A 19207-nucleotide genomic window follows, 5' to 3' on the forward strand; every position below is an offset into this window, starting at 1 on the left:
TCAGGTCTGCGGCCACAGCACGGCCAGCAGCAGCGTGGCGAACTGCAGCAGCGCTGCCGCGTACTGACGCAGCAGCAGGCCCCGCATGCCCGCCCAGCGCACATCCCATCCGCGCGTAGGCGCCTGTGCGTCGCGGCGGCGCAGGCCGGCGACATGCAGGGCGGCGTCCACCCGTTCGGCCGCCGCCTCACCGTGCAGATTCTCCTGCAGCAGCAGCTGCAGGAGGCTGGCGTCCAGCTGTACGCGCACCGCGTAGTACGCCTGCACCATCCCCGCCGCCACGCTCAGCAGCAACAGGCCGGCCGCGAACATCGCCAGTCCCGGCTCGATGCCCAGCAGCAGCAACGCCACCAGCAGCAGTCCCAGCGACAGCGCAGCGGGCAGCCGGCCCTGGCGCAGCAGCAGGCGCATCATCGGCAGGTCGACAGCGAGGCTCATGCGGGGCTCTCCGAGGTGATGGCGGCCTGGATGGCGCGCAGGTGGTCGTCATGCAGAACGATGGAGGGCCGCGCGGCACGTATCCGTGCAACCGCCTCCGCTGCGTCCCGTGCCCGGCCGCTGCACAGCAGCCAGGTCGCTACGCTGGCCGCACTGCGCGAATAGCCCAGGGCACAGCACACCAGTACTGGCCCCTGCATGCGCAGGCGTTCGATGGCGGTAGCGGCCTCGCGCAGCTGCGCCGGCGAGGGCACCACCATGTCCAGCATCGGAACGCTGGCATACGCAGCACCTGGCGCCCGGCACGACAGCTCTGCGCAGGTATCGACCACGCCGTGCAGTGGCGACGCCAAGGCCGCCCGTGGAATCCGTCCCAACCACACGCCATCGGCCACCGCCGAGGGCTGCGGTGCCCGCCATGTCCATAGCCGCGAATTGATCCAGGCGGCGCCCAGGTAAGGCGCGAGCAGCCAGCGCGCGGCCATGGTCAGGCGCCCGTCGTCGCGCTTCTGGAACATGGCCGTGCCCAGTCCGGCGTACGCCAGCGCCACCAGCAGCAGCGAGATCGCCGGCCACAGCAGCCACAGCGCAGTGCCTCGCAGCGCCAGCGCCGGCACCAGCAGCACGGCGGCACCCAGAAGGTAGAGCAGCGCCAGCCGCCACCGCGCGGGATCCTCCGCGGACTGCCAGGCACGCAACGGCGGTGTTCCCTGGTCCGGCCACAGCCACACGCACAGCCAGCCCACCAGCAGGCCGGTGGGAATGTCGATGAAGTGATGCTGGAACGTGGTCAGCACCGAAATGCCGATCAGCAATGCCCACGCATGCAGCACCAGCCGCCAGCCGCCCTGCAGGTAGTGGGCGAACTTCACCCACAGCACGATCAGCAGCACGATGTGCAATGACGGCGCCTGGTTGAAGGGCTTGTCGAACCCCAGCAGCACCTCGAACAACCAGCCATAGGCACCGCCCGTCTCCGGCCGCTCGAAGCTGAAGCGCAGCGGCCACAGCAGAAAGCAGGCCACTGCGATCACCTGAGCACTGAGCAGCCGCAGCGCATGGCGGTCCAGCTCCAGGCGCTGCCGGCACAGGAAGAACGACACCGCGTAGAACAGGTCGATCGACCAGTACGGCACGATCGTCCAGGGCACGAACGGAATGCGCGTCTCCCAGTCGAACACGACAACCGGAACCACGTCGTGGCGGCCGGCCATCCAGTTGGCAAAGCCATAACTGGCAAAGAAGAACGGGCCCAGCACCGCCAGCCACAGCAGCGCGCGGCGCCACGGACGCGGTGCCTCGGCAACGATCGGCGTTGCGGTGATGGCCATCAGGCGACCCGACGTGCCAGCGATACGGTGAAGATGCCGAACGCATCGATGCGCTGGGTCACCTTCTCAAAGCCCGACAGCCGCACCAGCTCGTCCATCTCCTGCTGGGTGCGCCGTCGCATGACCCAGGCCGCGCCCCCGCGGTGGCTGGTGAGTGCACGGGCGATGAATTCCAGCTGCGGGTGCCAGGGCTGGCCGGTATAGGCCAGGTAGCCCCCCTCCGGCACCACCGCGGCAATACCCTGCAGCGAACGCAGCACGGCGTCGTTGTCGGGGAACAGCTCGTACAGCCCTGAGACCACTGCCAGCGTCGGCGCGGGATCCACCGTCGCCAGCAACGCCGGATCGAACGCATCGCCCTGCTCGAAGCGGGCGATGTCGGCGGCTCCCAGCCGTTCGATCAAGGCCTGGCCCTGGGTCACATTGAGCGGGCTGAAATCGCGCAGCACGATGCGGTCGGCGCGCTGTTCGCCCTGGCCCAGAGCTTCCAGCACATACCGGCCATGGCCGGCGGCCACGTCCAGCACCTGCACCGGCAGATCCTGGCCGCGCAGGCGCGTGGCGGCATCTCGCAGCAGTTCCTGCAGGTGCTGGCCACGCACGCGGATGCCGCGCCAGCCGATCGCATCGAGGTAGTTGCGGTCGATCATCCGCCCCAGCGGCCCCTTGCCCCGCGCTTCGTCGCGGTAGATGTAGTCCAGCGTGCTGCCGGAGTCGAAACCGGTCTGCAGGCCCAGCGCGATGCCTTCGGACAGGGTGCCGCCCAGGCGCAGGCCCGCACGCACCCCGCGCCAGCGCAGGTCGGCCAGGCTGTTGCGTTCCGGAGGCCAGGCCAGGATCTCCGACTCCTCGAACGTCGGCCCATGCCGATGCGCGTCGCGCCGCGACAGCGTGCGCAGCGGTTCGGCGAAACGCGCCTGGATGAAGTCGCGGATGCGCGCCAGTGCCGGTGCACGATCGCGCTCGCCCAGCGTGTCGTGGAAGAAACCCGGCAGGTACACGCGCTCCTTGATCGGACTGGACAGGCGCTCATAGAAGCGGTCCTGCGGACCACGGTGCACCACGAAGTCGGAGCCGGACACCAGCAGTTGCACCGGCACGCTGATCGCCTGCGCGTCGGCCACGATGCGGTCGGCGGCTTCATACAGGCCCAGCAGCACGCGTACCGAGATCGGCCGGGTGATCAGTGGATCGGTGCGGTAACTCTCCACCCGTGCCGGATCATGCGTCAGCCACTGCGGCTTGACGTAGCTGCTGACGAAGAAATTGCCGCGCAGCTTCTGCATCAGGGCCAGGCCTGGACGTGCGAACGGCACATACAGCTTCACCTTGAATGCCGGTGACGCCAGCACCAGCGCGCGCAGGCGGGGGGCATAGTCGTGTACCCAGGTCGCAGCGATGACCGCGCCCACGCTCTGCGCGACCACGACGATGTCCTCGACCGCGATGCCGTGCTCGCTGCCGATGTGGGCGATGAAGCTGTCCAGGTCGCGCACCAGCGCAGGGAAGCCCGGTGCGTCGCCACGCTCGCCCGGCGAGCGGCCGTTGCCGCGCGCGTCCCAGGCGAAGAAGGCGATCTCCGGCAGGTCCAGCTCGTCGACCAGGTGGGCGACCCGCCCTGAATGCTCGTGGCCACGATGCAGCAGCACGATGGCCCGGACCGTGCGCCCCGGTGGTGTGCCTGCGGCCGCAACCGGCCAGTGCCGGTAGAACAGCGGTACTTGGTCGAAGCTGTGGAATTCCCGTTCCTGCACCTGACGCATGCCTTCTCCTGGTGGGCTGTTGACTTATCGCTGCGCTGTGGCCGCTTCCTTCAGTCCCCGCCGGACGCGGTTGACCGCCGTTACCCCGCACAGCAGCGCCATCGCTGCGGCCACGCCGCCGACCGTCAAGGCACCGGCCCAACCGAACGCCAGCAGCAGGCCCAGCAGGCCGATGACGAAGGCACGGTCGCTCTTGCCCATCGGGCCGTCATAGCGGCGGCTGGCACCGACCATCAGGCCCAGCACGCCGGCGTACTCGCTCAGTGCTGCGCCCCAGGCCAGCAACCACAGCGCTTCCGGGCGAACGCCCGGCACGCTGAGCAGACTCAGGTACAGCGCCGCATCGGCCACCACATCGCACAGCTCGTTCAGATAGGCGCCCAGCCGCGACTGCTGGCCGAACTCGCGGGCCAGCATGCCGTCCACGGCATTGAGGGCCATGCGCAGCAGCATCCACAGCGGCAGGGCCAGATACAGCAGCGGTTGCTGTGGCGCACAGCACCAGACCACGACGGCGACCAGCAGCGAGACCACGGCAGCGGCCACGGTCACGACATTGGCGGTGATCCCCGCGCGATGCAGGCCGCCTACGGCCGGACGCAGCAGGTCCTGGAAACGTCCTTTCAATGCATAGATCGACACGATCCGAACCCGCAGCTCCCTGGCAGTTCCGGCACAGCCTACCCGATTGGGAGCGCACCTCCGTCGAAATGTCCGCGGCGCGGCGCCGGCCAAGGCATACCGAAGGCGGCCGCAGGGCCGTTGGGGCCGGTCAATTTTGCCGCCGCCGCCCGCCGTCGGCCCCCACCGCCTACAATATCGGCCCCGCTCCGCTGCCGATTGCCCTGTCCCATGACTGCTGATCTGTTGCCCGTCCGTCGGGCCCTCCTCTCCGTTTCCGACAAGACCGGCCTGGTCGAGCTGGCCACCGCTCTGGCCGCCCGCGGCGTCGAGCTGCTGTCCACCGGCGGCACCGCCAAGGCGATCCGTGATGCGGGCCTGGCCGTGAAGGACGTCGCCGAGGTCACCGGTTTCCCGGAAATGATGGACGGGCGGGTCAAGACCCTGCACCCGATGGTGCACGGCGGCCTGCTGGGCCGCTCGGGCCTGGATGACGCCGTGATGGCCGAACACGGCATCGGCGCCATCGACCTGCTGGTACTGAACCTGTACCCGTTCGAATCGGTCACCGCCAAGGCCGACTGCACCCTGGCCGACGCGGTGGAGAACATCGACATCGGCGGCCCGGCCATGCTGCGCTCGGCGGCCAAGAACTTCGCCCGCGTGGCCGTGGCCACCGACCCGTCGCAGTACGCCGAGCTGCTGGGCGCCCTGGACACCCATGATGGCCAGCTGCCGGCGGCCACCCGCTTCGCCTTCTCGGTCGCCGCGTTCAACCGCGTCGCCCAGTACGATGCGGCGATCAGCAACTACCTGTCGGCGGTCACCGCCACCGACGCCGCCGTGCCGGTGCGTGCCGAGTACCCGGCGCAGATGAACTCCACCTTCGTCAAGGTGATGGACCTGCGCTACGGCGAGAACCCTCACCAGAGCGGCGCGTTCTACCGCGACCTGTACCCGGTGCCGGGCACCCTGGCCACCTTCCAGCAGCTGCAGGGCAAGGAACTGAGCTACAACAACCTGGCCGATGCCGATGCCGCCTGGGAATGCGTGCGCCAGTTCGATGCGCCGGCCTGTGTCATCGTCAAGCACGCCAACCCGTGCGGCGTGGCGGTGGGTGCCGGCAACGGCGATGCCTACGAGCTGGCCTACGCCACCGACCCGACCAGTGCCTTCGGCGGCATCATCGCCTTCAACAAGCCGCTGGACGCCGCCACCGCACAGGTCATCCTGGACCGTCAGTTCGTGGAAGTGCTGATCGCCCCGGACTACGAGCCGGCGGCGCTGGAATACGCGCAGAAGAAGGCCAACGTGCGCGTGCTGCGCATTCCGCATGGCGACGGCCTGAACAACTTCGACAGCAAGCGTGTCGGCTCGGGCCTGCTGCTGCAGTCCTCGGACAACCGCGGCATGACCCGTGACGAGCTGAAGGTGGTCAGCAGGCTGGCGCCGACCGACAAGCAGTTCACCGACCTGCTGTTCGCCTGGAAGGTGGCCAAGTTCGTGAAGTCCAACGCGATCGTCTATGCCAAGGACAACCGCACCATCGGCGTGGGTGCCGGCCAGATGAGCCGCGTGTATTCGGCGCGCATCGCCGGCATCAAGGCGGCCGACGCGAACCTGGTGGTTGAAGGCTCGGTGATGGCTTCCGATGCGTTCTTCCCGTTCCGCGACGGCATCGATGCCGCCGCCGCCGCCGGCATCAAGGCGGTCATCCAGCCGGGCGGCTCGATGCGCGACGCCGAGGTGATCGCCGCCGCCGACGAGCATGGCCTGGCCATGGTGTTCACCGGCGTGCGCCACTTCCGCCACTGATCCGCATCACCAAGCCGGGCCCTGCCCGGCTTTTCTTTTCTGCTTACGAGAACCCTGTCCCATGAAGATCCTCGTCATCGGCTCCGGCGGCCGCGAACACGCCCTGGCATGGAAGCTGGCCCAGTCCTCCCGCGTCGATGAGGTACTCGTGGCACCCGGCAACGCCGGCACCGCCACCGAAGACAAGTGCCGCAACGTGGCGGTGAAGGTCACCGACATCGATGGTCTGCTGGCCCTGGCCCAGGCCGAAGGTGTTGAACTCACCGTGGTCGGCCCGGAAGTGCCGCTGGTGGCAGGCGTCGTCGATCGGTTCCGTGCCGCCGGCCTGCGCATCTTCGGGCCAACCGCCGCCGCTGCCCAGCTGGAAGGCAGCAAAGCCTACGCCAAGGACTTCCTGGCCCGGCACAACATCCCGACCGCGTTCTACGCCGTGCACACCGACGTGGAGGCGGCACTGGCCTACATCCGCGAGAAGGGTGCGCCGATCGTGGTGAAGGCCGATGGCCTGGCCGCCGGCAAGGGGGTGATCGTTGCAATGACCCTGGCCGAGGCCGAGGATGCGGTGCGCGACATGCTCTCCGGCAACGCATTCGGTGACGCCGGCGCACGCGTGGTGATCGAGGAATTCCTCGACGGCGAGGAAGCCAGCTTCATTTCGATGGTCGATGGCGTGCATGCGCTGCCGATGGCCACCTCGCAGGATCACAAGCGAGTCGGCGACGGTGATACCGGGCCGAACACCGGCGGCATGGGCGCATACTCACCGGCCCCGGTGGTCACGCCGGAGGTGCACGCGCGGGTGATGCGCGAGGTGGTGAACCCGACCGTGCAGGGCATGATCGCCGACGGCATTCCGTTCACCGGCTTCCTTTACGCCGGCCTGATGATCGATGCCAGCGGCGCACCGAAGGTGATCGAGTTCAACGTGCGCTTCGGTGACCCGGAAACCCAGCCGGTGATGCTGCGCCTGCAGTCGGATCTGGTCGAGCTGGTGGAAGCCGCCATTGATGGCCGCCTGGACCAGGTGCAGGCACAGTGGGATGCGCGCCCGTCGCTGGGTGTGGTGCTGGCCGCGAAACCTTACCCGGAATCGCCGGTCACCGGCGATGTGATTTCCGGCCTGGATGAGGTGCCGGCCAGCGCCAAGGTCTTCCATGCAGGTACTGCACTGGTCGCGCAGGGCAGGGTGGTCAGTGCCGGCGGCCGCGTGCTGTGCGTGGCGGCGCTGGGTGACAGCGTGCGTGATGCGCAGGCCAACGCCTACGCCGGTGTGGCCAAGGTCAGCTGGGCCAACGAATTCCACCGCAACGACATCGGCTGGCGCGCGATCGCGCGTGAGCACGCGTAAAAGGCAGCGGACTGCTGCTTGGCAGGCCCAACAAAAAACCCGGCAATGCCGGGTTTTCTGTTGGATACCTGTGATGTCACATCACGCGGTGAACAGCGCCTTCATCTTCTTCAGGGCATTCGCCTCGACCTGGCGGATGCGTTCGGCCGACACGCCGTACTCGTCTGCCAGTTCCTGCAGCGTCACCTTGCTGTCCGCATCCAGCCAACGGCGGCGGATGATGTCACGCGAACGCGCATCCAGTTCGGCCATGCCTTCGCGCAGCAGCTGCAGCTGGTTGTCCTCGCTGTCGGCACGCTCGTAGGCCATCGACGGATCTTCATCGTTGGCCACCAGGTATGCGGCCGGCGACGGCGGCGCATGATCATCATCCTCGTCGCTGGGCGCATCGAAACCGATATCGCGACCGGACAGGCGCGACTCCATTTCCATGACCTCGCGCTCGGACACGTTCAGATCCTTGGCCACCGCGCTGACTTCCGCGGCGTTCATCCAGCCCAGGCGCGTCTTCGACTTGCGCAGGTTGAAGAACAGCTTGCGCTGCGCCTTGGTGGTGGCGACCTTGACGATGCGCCAGTTCTTCAGGATGAACTCGTGCATCTCGGCACGGATCCAGTGCACGGCGAAGGAAACCAGGCGCACGCCCATGTCCGGGTCGAAGCGCTTGACCGCCTTCATCAGGCCGATGTTGCCTTCCTGGATCAGGTCGCCCAGGGCGAGGCCATAGCCGTTGTAGCCGCGGGCCACGTGCACCACGAAGCGCAGGTGCGAATGCACCAGCTCACGGGCAGCGTCCAGATCGTTGCCGTCGCGGAAGCGACGGGCCAGGTCCTGTTCGTCATCGACCGACAGCACCGGGATCTGGTGCACGGCACCGATGTAGGCGTCCAGCGAACCGAGCGCACTGGGAATCGGGAGATTGTTTGCCACAAGGGCAGTAGAGGTGTTCTGGCTCATAGGCACCCATCTTAGCAGTCCGGGATTTGGACTGCTAAAGGAGGAAAAAGTTCCAGCATCCTATTGATGCAACACTGGTCCCAAACAGAGCCCTACCGTAGCGCGATTTGATGACAGTGGCGAGCGCGCTTTTCGGGATTCACAATCCCTTGGAATTCAACCAATTACCTGCTGGAAACCGGCCGATTCCGGTCAAGCGGAGCTGAACGGGCCGTTCCGGAGGCCCATTCAGGCCAGGAAACGTTGCCCGGTGTTCAGGCCCGGCCGCCTGCGGAGGTCAAAGCGCCGCGCGCGGCGGCAGCGACCAGTCGATCGGCGCCTGCCCGCGACGCTGCAGGTAATCGTTGGCCATCGAGAAATGCCGGCAGCCGAGGAAGCCACGATGGGCCGACAGCGGCGAGGGATGCGGGGCTTTCAGCACACGGTGGCGCCGGGTATCGATGACCTTGCCCTTCTGCTGCGCGTAGGCCCCCCAGAGCATGAACACCAGGCCTTCGCGTTCGCGGTTGAGCACATCCACCACATGGTCGGTGAAGCCTTCCCAGCCGCGGCCCTGGTGGGCGCCGGCCCTGCCCTCCTCCACCGTCAGCACGGCATTGAGCAGCAGCACGCCGCGCTGCGCCCACGGCACCAGGCAGCCGTGATCGGGACGGGGGATGCCCAGGTCGCCTTCGATCTCCTTGTAGATGTTCAGCAGCGATGGCGGCACCGGAACGCCGGCGGGCACCGAGAAGCTCAGTCCATGCGCCTGGCCGCGCCCGTGGTACGGGTCCTGGCCCAGGATCACCACTTTCACCTGTTCGAACGGCGTGGCGTCGAACGCCGCGAAGATCTGCGGCCCCGGCGGGAACACCGCCGCGCCGGCCGCCTTGCGCTGGCGCAGGAAGGTGGAGAGTTCGCGCATCTGCGGCTGCAACAGGTAATCGCCGACCTGCTGCTTCCAGCTCGGTTCCAGCTGGATCGTCGGGGTGTCCACTACGTCATCGGTCATCGCAACAGGGGTCCATCGTTCAAGCGGGCCAGGCGCAGCTGGAACAGCACCTTGGTCACCAGCAGGCGCTCCTCGATCGGCTTCAGCACCAGATCATTGGCACCGGCCTGCAGCAACCCGGTCTGGTTGTGTGGATTGCCGTCGCCGGTCATCACCAGCACCGGCAGTCGGCGTTTGCCGTAGCCGAAATCCACGCGCACGCGCTGCACCACGTCGCGTCCGCTCAATTCGCCCTTCAGGGTGACGTCGGTCAACACCAGGTCGATGCGGTGGCGGCTGCGGCCCAGCGATTCGGCCGTGAGCAGGGTGAAGGCCTCTTCGGCACTGACCACGTGCAGCACGTTGAGCTGCTGGCGTTCGAGCATGCGCTTGGTCGCCTCCGCCACCACCCGGCTGTCCTCGATGTAGAGGATGGTCGCCCCGGGAATGGTCTGCGGCTGCACATAGCCACGGATGAAGGTCGCCAGCGCCTCATGGCCCAGCGCCTTGTCGAAATAGTCGGTGACGTACTCGGTGAAGCGCCGCTGCTCCAGATGCTGCTGCGCATCGCCGGAGACGACGATCACCGGCACGTATGCCTGGCCGGCAGCTTCGCGGACCGTCCGCGCCAGCGCCAGGCCGTCGCCATCACGCAGGGTCAGCGAGGTGGTGACCAGGTCCACCGGCCCCTGCGCCAGCGCCTGCTGGGCACCCTCGATGCTGTCGCAGCCGATCACCTCCACGCCCGGCAGATCACGCTGCAGCACGTCGGCGATCAGCTTGCGCACCAGTTTGGAACCGTCGACCACCATCACCCGCGTAGCGGGCCCTTCAAGGTGCTTCAGCGCTTGCGGTTGCATGCCGGTCTCAGGTGTCGGTCGGGCGGGTCTGGCGGAGGAAGTGGCCGGTGACCAGCCACGCGCCCAGCCATCCCAGCAGCAGCGTGCCCAGCAGGACCAGGCTGCCATGCAGCAGGTCCAGGCCGTGCAGCACGAACGGGCTGCCGTAGCTGCGTGACAGGTCAGCCAGCGGCGCGCGCAGGGCGGCGCCGGCAACACCGATCAGGGCCAGCGCCACCGCGCCGGCGCCCAGCCCGTACCAGGCGCCCAGATACAGGAAGGGCCGGCGGATGAAGCCATCGCTGGCGCCGAGCAGCTGCAGTACGCCGATTTCCTCGCGCCGTGCCTGGATGTCGAGGCGCACGGTATTGCCGACCACCAGCGCAGCGCCGACGCCGAGCAGCACCGAAAGCACCTGTACCAGCCGCGCGCCGAACGCCAGCCACGCATCCAGACGCTGCCGCCACAGCGCATCGTGCTGCACCAGATCGGCCTCGGGCAGGCTTTCCAGCGCACGCGCCAGACGCGCATCGTCCTTGCCCTGCCCCGGGGTGATGACCAGCAGCGAAGGCAGCGGATTGTCATTCAGCGCGTCGATCGCCTCGCCAAGGCCGGCATCGCGCAGCTCCTGCAGCCCTTGCTCGGGCGTGCGCACGGTCACCTCGCCGACGTCATCGCGGTCGCGCAGCTGGCCGGCCAGGCGCAACGCACCCGGGCCATCCACCGTGCCCTTGAGGAAGACATTGATGTCGCGCGACTGCTGCACGCTGCCGGCGAAATGCTTGAGGTTGTCCAGCGCGATCGACAGGCCCAGTGGCAGTGCCAGCGCCAGCGCCATGACCATCACCGTCAGCAGGGTCGCCCACGGCTTGCGGCAGGCGCGGCCCAGGCTGAACACCACGCTGTGCACGTGGTGCTGGAACCACACGCCGAGACGCGAGGGTGCGGCGGCTTCGCTGTTTTCGTTCTTCGCCATGCGTTACTCCGCCAGATCCTGCGGCGAGATGTCGTCCACCAGCCGGCCGTGGTCGAGAATCAGCACGCGCTTGCGCATGCGACGCAGCAGGGGAAGGTCGTGGCTGACCACCAGCACACTGGTGCCGCGCGCGGGCAGCTCGGCAAACAGGGCCATGATCTCCGCCGCCAGGGTCGGGTCCAGGTTGCCGGTCGGCTCGTCGGCAACCAACAGCTTGGGTTCACCCACGATGGCGCGGGCGATGCCCACGCGCTGCTGTTCGCCGGCCGACAGCTGCGATGGCAGCGCCTTCTCGCGATGGCCCAGGCCCATCCGTTCCAGCACGGAACGCACGCGCTTGCCGATGTCGCCACGGCGCGTACCGCGCAGGATCAGCGGCAGTGCCACGTTCTCGGCGATGGTCCGGTCCATCAGCAGGCGATGGTCCTGGTACACCGCACCGACCGCGCGCCGATGGCGCGGGACGTCGCCGCCGCGCACCTTCAGCAGGTTGCGCTCGTCGAAGACCACCGCGCCGCGGCTGGGCCGCTCGTCGAGGTGGATCAACTTGAGCAGGGTGCTCTTGCCCGCCCCGGAATGGCCGGTGACGAACAGCATCTCGCCCGGCGCGACCTCGAAGCTGACGTCGATCAGTGCTTCGTGGCCACCGGCGTACTGTTTGCTGACATTGTCGAAGCGCAGGACACTCATGCCCCGATTATGCAGGACCGGCGCGAAGTATCGATAGCGCCGGGACGCGCCCGGGTGGAATCGTCGATCTGCCGCTGCGCGCGCCGGGCATGGCCCGGCGCTACCGCTGACCGGGTGCGCCGATCAGCCGCCCGACAGCATCCGGCGGATCTTGCGGCCGATGCGGGTCAGGAACGAGTCGGCGGCGTCGGTGCTGCGCACCGGCTTGGCCACCACGTGAACCGGCGTCACCGGCGAGGCACCGTTGCCGGCGCTGCCGTTGGCGACCATCGCCTCGCCACCCTCGACCGGACGGCCATGGCGACGACGACGGCGCTTGCGCGGCTTGCGCTCGCCGTCCGCCGCGAGCTCCGGAGCACCTTCGGCACGCGGCGGACGCGGCGGGCGCGGGGCCTGGGCCGGGGTGCCGGACCCGGCACCTTCCACCGGCGCGGTCGCGCCCTGCTCGCCTTCCACCCGCGGCTTGCGCGGACCACGCGAGCGGCGTTCGCCGCTGCGCTCGCCCTCGCGGCGCTCGCCACGGCCGGCGCCGGAGCGACCACCGCTGCGGCCACCGCCACGACGCTCTTCCTCGGCGGCGCGGGCTTCGCGCGCCTCGCGGAAGATCTGGCCGACGCTCTCGTTCTCGTCACCGTCCTCGCCAGCGACCGTGGCCGGGCGTTCCGGACGCGGCAGTGCGGTCATCAGTTCCTTGGTGACCGGCTCGGACGGAATCTTCTGTTCGATGTAGGCCTCGATGTCCGGCAGGCTCATCGCATAACGCTCGCAGGCGAAGCTGATCGCGTCACCCTCTTCGCCCAGGCGTGCGGTACGGCCGATGCGGTGCACATAGTCTTCGGCGTCGAACGGCAGGTCGTAGTTGTAGACGTACTTGATGCCGTCGATATGCAGGCCGCGGGCAGCCACGTCGGTGGCGACCAGGATTTCCAGCTGGCCCTTCTGGAAGCGGTTGAGCAGGCTCTCGCGCTTCTTCTGCGGCACGTCGCCGGACAGGACGCCGACCCGGTACCCGGCCTTTTCCAGCGAACGCGCCACGCGCTCGACGAAGACCTTGGTGTTGACGAAGACCATGGTGCGGGCGCCCTCGCTGCGCGAGAGCAGGCCCAGCAGCAACGGGATCTTCTCGTCGTCGGCCGGGAAGTAGATCTTCTGGCGCACGCGCGCGGCGGTCACTGTTTCAGCTTCGACCACCAGCTTCTGCGGCTCGTTCATGTGCTCGTAGGCCAGCTCCAGCACGCGATGGCTGAGGGTGGCGCTGAACAGCAGGGTCTGCCGGGTGGTGCGCTCGGGCATGCGGCGCAGCAGGAAGCGGATGTCCTTGATGAAGCCCAGGTCGAACATGCGGTCGGCTTCGTCCAGCACGCAGATCTCGCAGGCGTGCAGCGAAACCACCTTGTGCTGCTTGACGTAATCGATCAGGCGGCCGGGGGTGGCGATGATCACATCCACGCCCTGCTGCAGGATCTCGCGCTGCTTGTCGTAATCCACGCCACCGTAGACGAGGGCGAAACGCAGGCCCAGGTCGGAACCGAACTTCACGGCGTCCTTGTGGATCTGGATCGCCAGCTCGCGGGTGGGCGCCAGGATCAGCGCGCGCGGGTCTTCCGCCTTGCGGTCGGCCAGCGCCGGGCGGCTCAGCAGGCGGTTGACCACGGCAACCAGGAACGCCAGCGTCTTGCCGGTGCCGGTCTGGGCCTGGCCGGCGACATCACCACCGGCCAGCGCGACCGGCAGTGTCAGCGCCTGGATCGGGGTGCAGCGGGTGAATCCGGCTCCTTCAAGGCCGGCCTGCAGGGCCGGATGCAGCTCAAAGGAGGAAAAGGTCAAATCGGTCAGCGGTTTGTCGCTCATGAGTCCGTCTTGGTATGGCCACCGGCCAGCGGGCGGGCGGCACTGCATCGTCTGGGGGCACCGTCGCAAACTGCGGCCCCTGCGGCGGGTCGGCGGACCGGGGACCACCGGGTCCGCGCGCCGCTCAATGCCCCAGTTTAACGCACTCCGGCGGCCAAACCGGAATGAGCCGTCTCACACAACCGCGAGACCGGCCCGTGCGGGACGCCTCTTCACCCAGCCACACCGCGCTTGAACAGCCCTGCCGGGGTCGCTGGAGTCCGCGGCTGCCGGCCCCCACTTCAGGAGGACAGTGAAATCCGACACATACCGCGCTTCGAAGCGATCACGATACGCTGGGTTCCAGCCGGCCACTGTCCATGCCCCGCGATAGGGGTACACTGCCGGCCGTGAGCGTCCAGGCATCCCGCCGAACGCACCGCGGCAGGACGCCGCGAGGCAACGACGAGGGTCGCGCCACCGGGCAAGGCCCAGTTCACCCACCTCCGGCCTGGCCGGGTGCAATCCAAGACGAGAAACCAAGATGAGCGACAAGGTTGTACACGTCGGCGATGCCGACTTTGATAGCGCCGTGCTGAATTCCAAGGAACCGGTGCTGGTCGATTTCTGGGCCGAGTGGTGTGGCCCGTGCAAGATGATCGCCCCCGCGCTGGACGAGCTGGCCGATGCCTACCAGGGCCGCGCCAAGATCGCCAAGGTCAACGTCGACAACAATCGTGCGCTGGCCGCCAAGTACCACGTGCGTTCGATCCCGTACCTGGTCGTGTTCAAGGATGGCGAGAAGGTCGGCGAGCAGATCGGCGCGGTGGGCAAGGCCCAGCTGGCCGGCCTGCTGGACAAGGCCCTGGCCTGATCCTGTAACGACTCCGGCAGCCGCCCGGTGCGGCTGCCGGCAGGCGCGGACCGCGCCTGCATGAATGCTGTTCCCGGCGACCCTTGCACGGCGCCGCGGGCCGATGATAGTGTCGGCACATCCGGCCGCGTTCGCGTGCCGCACCTTCTGGACGCAGTTTCTTCCAGACCCATCCCCAACGTTCGCCGCCCCAGCCGGGCGCTCGCACCTTCAAGCGAGGAATAACGCTCTTGTCCGATAACACTCCCGAAACCGGCAGCGCAGAAGCGCCCGCCGAAAAGCGCGTGCGCAAGGCCCGCGTGACCAAGGCTGCCGCACCGGCCGCCGCCGAAACCAGCGCGCCCCCCGCGCAGCCGACCCTGCCGCTGGCCGCCGCGCCCGAAGCACCGGCGCCGGCCGCAGCCGCTCCCGCGCCGAGCGCGCCCGCCGCCGAGGCCCCTGCCAGCAGTGGCGGCGGTGAAGGCGGTGAGGGTCGCGAATCCGGCCAGCCGCGGCAGCAGAACCCTCAGGGTGGCGGCCAGCATCAGCACAACCAGAATGGCCAGCAGGGCCAGCAGGGCCAGGGCCAGGGCAACCGCCGTGACCGTTTCCGCAACCGCCGCGACCGCGACCGCAACAACCGCTTCCGCGATGACGGCATGCCCAACGAGGGCGGCGAGCAGCAGGCCTTCGTGCCGCGCGTGCAGCCGACGGTGCCGGAAGGCTTCCCGGTCTATTCGCTGAGCGATCTCAAGCGGATGCCGGCACAGAAGCTGCTGGAAATCGCCGAACAGCTGCAGATCTCCGAAGGCGTGGCGCGTGCCCGCAAGCAGGATGTGATCTTCGCCCTGCTGAAGGTGCTGACCCGCCATGGCGACGGCGTCGCCGCCGATGGCGTGCTGGAGATCCTGCCGGACGGCTTCGGCTTCCTGCGCGCGGCCGAAGCCAGCTACCTGGCCGGCCCGGACGACACCTACATTTCGCCCAGCCAGATCCGCCGTTTCAACCTGCGTACCGGCGACCACCTGTCCGGCCGCATCCGCTTCCCGAAGGACGGCGAGCGCTACTTCGCGCTGTCGATCGTGGACACCATCAACGGTGAGCCGCTGGAAGCGTCGAAGAACAAGGTGCTGTTCGAGAACCTGACCCCGCTGTTCCCGCGTCGCCGCTTCACCCTGGAGCGCGGCAACGGTTCGTCGGAAGACATCACCGGCCGCATCCTCGACCTGATGGCCCCGCAGGGCAAGGGCCAGCGCTCGCTGATCGTCTCCCAGCCGAAGGCGGGCAAGACGATGATGATGCAGCAGGTCGCCACCGCGATCACCACCAATCATCCGGACGTGCACCTGATCGTGCTGCTGATCGACGAGCGCCCGGAAGAAGTGACCGAAATGCAGCGCACCGTGCGCGGCGAGGTCATCAGCTCGACCTTCGACGAGCCGGCCGCACGCCACGTGCAGGTCGCCGAAATGGTGATCGAACGGGCCAAGCGCCTGGTCGAGCACAAGAAGGACGTGGTGATCCTGCTGGACTCGATCACCCGCCTGGCACGCGCCTACAACAACGTCGTGCCGAGCTCGGGCAAGGTGCTGACCGGTGGTGTGGACGCCAACGCCCTGCACCGCCCGAAGCGCTTCTTCGGTGCCGCGCGCAACGTTGAAGAAGGCGGCAGCCTGACCATCATCGCCACCGCGCTGGTCGACACCGGCTCGAAGATGGACGAGGTGATCTACGAAGAGTTCAAGGGCACCGGCAACAGCGAAGTGCACCTGAGCCGCCGCATCGCCGAGAAGCGCGTGTTCCCGGCCATCGACATCAACCGCTCCGGCACCCGCCGCGAAGACCTGCTGATCGAGCCGGAACTGCTGCAGAAGATCTGGATCCTGCGCAAGCTGCTGCATCCGATGGATGAAATGGCCGCGATGGAATTCCTGCTGGACAAGATGAAGAACACCAAGTCCAACGACGAGTTCTTCGGTTCGATGAAGCGATAAGAAGAAAGCCCCGCACTGCGGGGCTTTTTTTTGCTCGGGAACGGCGCATTCGCCGGGCATGGCCCGGCGCTGCCTTCGGTTACGGGCAGGCCACCGCGCCCTCGGCGGTGGCCGTGTTGGCCGTCAACCTGACCTGGGTGAATGCCGCGGCGAACGGCGCGTCGGCGCTGACCACGAACGGGGCTTCCACCGCGCCCAGGTCCACGCCGCGCTTTGCAAAGCAGGCCAATGGCACGGTCACCGTCTGCTTCTGCCCGGGCGCCAGCGCGACCAGCTGCGGGGCGATGTCCACCCCACCCTCACAGCCGCTGCCACACTGCATGGTCACCTTCACCGGCGATGCCGGGCGCTTCACCAGCTGCACATCGAACTGCAGCGCGCCGTTGCTGCGCGCCAGTGCGCCGAGATTGCGGCGCGAGGTGCTGCGTGCGATCAGCTGCGCCGGGGCCCGCCAGGTCACCTCCTTGGCGTCCTGCTGGGTGTTCACCTGCACGGTGCGCACCTGCACCACCGGCTTGGCGGTGGGCCAGCGCAGCGTAGCGTTCAGATCATTGCCAAGCGGTTGGGTCGCTCCCGCGGCGGCAACGTGCAGGGCGAATGGCGGCGTGTCGGCGCGGTTGAAGATCGGCAGCACGGTGACTTCGCCGCAGCTGTCCGGGTCAGCTTCCTCGAGCCTGGCGACCTTGCCGCCCTTGGCGTAGCTGAGGCCATAGCCAAGCGCGAACAGCGCCGGCTTCTTCGCGTCGGGCTGGTCGATCGGTGCCGGGCACGGAACGCCCGGCCACGGGAAGCTGAGGCGTCCACGGAAGTCGTGTGCCGGCTTGCCGCCCTTGCCCGCCACCAGCACATCAGTCACGCCCTTGCCTTCGGTGCCCGGCAGCCAGGCGGCGACGAAGGCGCTGGACAGATTGAGCAGGTCGTTGACATACATCGGGCGACCGGACAGGTAGACGGTCACCACCGGCTTGCCGGTTGCAGCTGCGGCCTTCAGCGCGGCCAGGTCCTGCGGGTAGGCCCGGCTGTGGCTGACGGTATCCGAAGCGAGAATATCGCCGTTGGTTTCCGCATAGGGCGTCTCACCGATCACCGCCAGCACCACATCGAAAGCCTTCGGATCGACGCCTTGGCCATCGGCGCTGAAGCTGACCTTGTCCGCCCCCAGTTCGGCGCGCAGCGCGCCCAGCACGGAATCGGCGTTGGGAAAATCGGAATTCCTGTTCTCGGTGCCCTGCCAGGTCAGCGACCAGCCACCGGACTGGTCGCCGATGCTGTCGGCGCTCTTGCCGACCACCAGCACCCGCGCATCGCGGCGCAGCGGGAGTGCCTCGCCTTCATTCTTCAGCAGCACCAGCGATTCGCGCACGGCACGCCGGGCCAGGTCACGGTGCTGCACGGCCCTGGCATCGCCGGCGTAGCGGCTGTCGGACGGCTTGTGGTCGAACAGGCCCGCGCGCAGCTTCACCCGCAGGATGCGGGCGACCGCATCGTCGATGCGCGCCAGCGGAATCTCACCGCTCTTGACCTGCGCGGTGGTGTTGGCGATGAACGCTTTCCAGTCGTCGGGCACCATCACCATGTCGATGCCGGCATTGATGGCCTGCGCACAGCTGTCGTTGCGGCAGCCCGGCACCTGCGCGATGCCGTTCCAGTCGGAGACGACAAAGCCATCAAAACCCATCTTGTCCTTCAACGCATCGGTCAGCAGCGCCTTGCTGCCGTGCATCTTGCCGTAGTCCACGCCTGCGGCGCGGTCGTTCCAGCTGTTGAACGAGGCCATCACCGTCTGCGCACCCTCGGCAAGCGCACCATAGTATCCCTGCGCGTGGACGTTGATCATGGTGTTCTTGTCGACCAGCGCCTCACCCTGGTCGCGGCCGTTGTCGGTGGCACCATCGCCCAGGTAGTGCTTGGCTGTGGTGACCACGTTACCGTCGTCCTTGAAGGTGCCCTGTGCTCCCTTCACGTAGGCGTGGGCGTAGCTGCGGATCACCGCCGGGTCGGACGAATAGCTCTCATAGGTGCGGCCCCAGCGAGGGTCATGGGCCACGGCCAGGGTGGGTGCGAACACCCAGCCGATGCCGGTGGCGCGCACCGAGCGCGCGGTCGCCTCGCCGATGCGTTCGATCAGTTCGGCATCGCCGGCCGCGCCCAGGCCGATGTTGTGCGGGAACAGGGTCGCACCCAGCACGTTGTTGTGGCCGTGCACCGCATCGGTGCCCCAGATGACCGGCACCGGCGTCTTCGCATCGGTTGCCAGCGATGCAGCGTGGTAGGCATCGGCCAGCTGCAGCCAGTCCTGCACGCTGGCGTGCTTGTCCATGCCCGGCCAGGAGCCACCGCCATTGAGGACCGAGCCGATGTAGTAGCGGCGCACCTCGTCCGGCGTGATGGTCTTGATCTCGGCCTGGGTCATCTGCCCGATCTTCTGCGCCAGCGTCATCTGCGCAAGGATCTCCTGCACGCGCCTTTCGATATCCGCATCAGCAGCGATCACGCTGTGGACGCGCGGCCAGTCCTGCAGGCGTTCGCCCGTGGACGGCGCGGCACCCGCCGATGCGGCCAGGGCGGCCAACAGACAGCCGGAAAGAAGGGTCTGGGTGGGGCGCTTCACTGGGTACTACCTCCGTGGATGACGTTCCTGGCGTGCGGGACTGCAGCGGCACGTCGGTATGGGCGATCGGACGCCCGTCCTGACAGCGCTGTCATATAAGCCTGCCTGCATCGTGTCAATGAGCGATCGCACATCCTGTGGCGGCAATCGCGTAGCGGCGGGCTTTGCGGC

The 19207-nt window shown here is 67.8% G+C and carries 15 protein-coding genes; 4 read left to right on the plus strand and 11 right to left on the minus strand.

Annotation, left to right across the window (positions count from 1 at the left end):
* From N8888_RS17000 to N8888_RS17015, 4 genes are read right to left on the minus strand one after another with little or no spacing between them, the layout of a single operon-like run.
* Entirely contained in the window at positions 1-438 is a 438-nt protein-coding gene (locus tag N8888_RS17000; protein ID WP_065181556.1) for a hypothetical protein, read from the minus strand.
* Positions 435-1769, minus strand: a complete 1335-nt coding sequence (locus N8888_RS17005) for a phosphatase PAP2/dual specificity phosphatase family protein (protein ID WP_430542963.1) — start codon at positions 1767-1769, stop codon at positions 435-437. The genes N8888_RS17000 and N8888_RS17005 overlap by 4 nt, the downstream gene beginning before the upstream one ends.
* On the minus strand, positions 1769-3532 hold the full coding sequence (locus tag N8888_RS17010; protein WP_263176043.1) for a bifunctional alpha/beta hydrolase/class I SAM-dependent methyltransferase: 1764 nt from the start codon (positions 3530-3532) through the stop codon (positions 1769-1771). The genes N8888_RS17005 and N8888_RS17010 overlap by 1 nt, the downstream gene beginning before the upstream one ends.
* Positions 3533-3556: 24 nt before the next feature.
* On the minus strand, positions 3557-4174 hold the full coding sequence (locus tag N8888_RS17015; protein ID WP_065181553.1) for a CDP-alcohol phosphatidyltransferase family protein: 618 nt from the start codon (positions 4172-4174) through the stop codon (positions 3557-3559).
* Between the two features lie 210 nt (positions 4175-4384).
* On the opposite strand from N8888_RS17015, the gene purH reads away from it, so the two are divergent.
* On the plus strand, positions 4385-5968 hold the full coding sequence (purH, locus tag N8888_RS17020; protein WP_065174411.1) for a bifunctional phosphoribosylaminoimidazolecarboxamide formyltransferase/IMP cyclohydrolase: 1584 nt from the start codon (positions 4385-4387) through the stop codon (positions 5966-5968).
* A gap of 61 nt (positions 5969-6029) precedes the next feature.
* A complete protein-coding gene (gene purD, locus N8888_RS17025) occupies positions 6030-7316 on the plus strand; it encodes a phosphoribosylamine--glycine ligase (protein WP_263176046.1) in 1287 nt (428 codons plus the stop codon).
* Positions 7317-7397: 81 nt separating this feature from the next.
* Here the strand turns inward: purD and rpoH are convergent, their stop codons facing one another.
* The 6 genes from rpoH to rhlB form a co-directional block, all read right to left on the minus strand.
* Complete coding sequence (gene rpoH / locus N8888_RS17030) at positions 7398-8273, minus strand: RNA polymerase sigma factor RpoH (protein WP_053515659.1); 876 nt, start codon at positions 8271-8273, stop codon at positions 7398-7400.
* A gap of 277 nt (positions 8274-8550) precedes the next feature.
* Positions 8551-9264: a uracil-DNA glycosylase gene (gene ung, locus N8888_RS17035; RefSeq protein WP_053515657.1), complete on the minus strand. Its 714-nt coding sequence runs from the start codon at positions 9262-9264 to the stop codon at positions 8551-8553.
* Positions 9261-10103 carry a response regulator gene (locus N8888_RS17040; RefSeq protein ID WP_193395996.1) on the minus strand — a complete coding sequence of 281 codons (843 nt, stop codon included), beginning with the start codon at positions 10101-10103 and terminating at the stop codon, positions 9261-9263. The genes ung and N8888_RS17040 overlap by 4 nt, the downstream gene beginning before the upstream one ends.
* 7 nt (positions 10104-10110) lie before the next feature.
* Complete coding sequence (ftsX, locus tag N8888_RS17045; RefSeq protein WP_053515654.1) at positions 10111-11058, minus strand: permease-like cell division protein FtsX; 948 nt, start codon at positions 11056-11058, stop codon at positions 10111-10113.
* Positions 11059-11061: 3 nt separating this feature from the next.
* A complete protein-coding gene (gene ftsE, locus N8888_RS17050; protein ID WP_053515652.1) occupies positions 11062-11748 on the minus strand; it encodes a cell division ATP-binding protein FtsE in 687 nt (228 codons plus the stop codon).
* 123 nt (positions 11749-11871) lie between these two features.
* Positions 11872-13599, minus strand: coding sequence for an ATP-dependent RNA helicase RhlB (gene rhlB / locus N8888_RS17055; protein WP_065181549.1), 1728 nt, complete (start codon positions 13597-13599; stop codon positions 11872-11874).
* 523 nt (positions 13600-14122) lie between these two features.
* On the opposite strand from rhlB, the gene trxA reads away from it, so the two are divergent.
* Together trxA and rho are read left to right on the plus strand one after the other, a co-directional pair.
* Positions 14123-14452, plus strand: a complete 330-nt coding sequence (gene trxA / locus N8888_RS17060; protein ID WP_025878607.1) for a thioredoxin — start codon at positions 14123-14125, stop codon at positions 14450-14452.
* A 230-nt stretch (positions 14453-14682) separates the two neighbouring features.
* Positions 14683-16425 carry a transcription termination factor Rho gene (gene rho / locus N8888_RS17065; RefSeq protein ID WP_111186290.1) on the plus strand — a complete coding sequence of 581 codons (1743 nt, stop codon included), beginning with the start codon at positions 14683-14685 and terminating at the stop codon, positions 16423-16425.
* A gap of 79 nt (positions 16426-16504) precedes the next feature.
* Here rho and N8888_RS17070 read toward each other — a convergent pair whose 3' ends face one another.
* On the minus strand, positions 16505-19036 hold the full coding sequence (locus N8888_RS17070) for a glycoside hydrolase family 3 protein (RefSeq protein WP_263176068.1): 2532 nt from the start codon (positions 19034-19036) through the stop codon (positions 16505-16507).
* Between the last annotated feature and the right edge of the window lie 171 nt (positions 19037-19207).

The organism is Stenotrophomonas maltophilia (assembly GCF_025642255.1).
Classification (GTDB): Bacteria; Pseudomonadota; Gammaproteobacteria; order Xanthomonadales; family Xanthomonadaceae; genus Stenotrophomonas; species Stenotrophomonas maltophilia_P.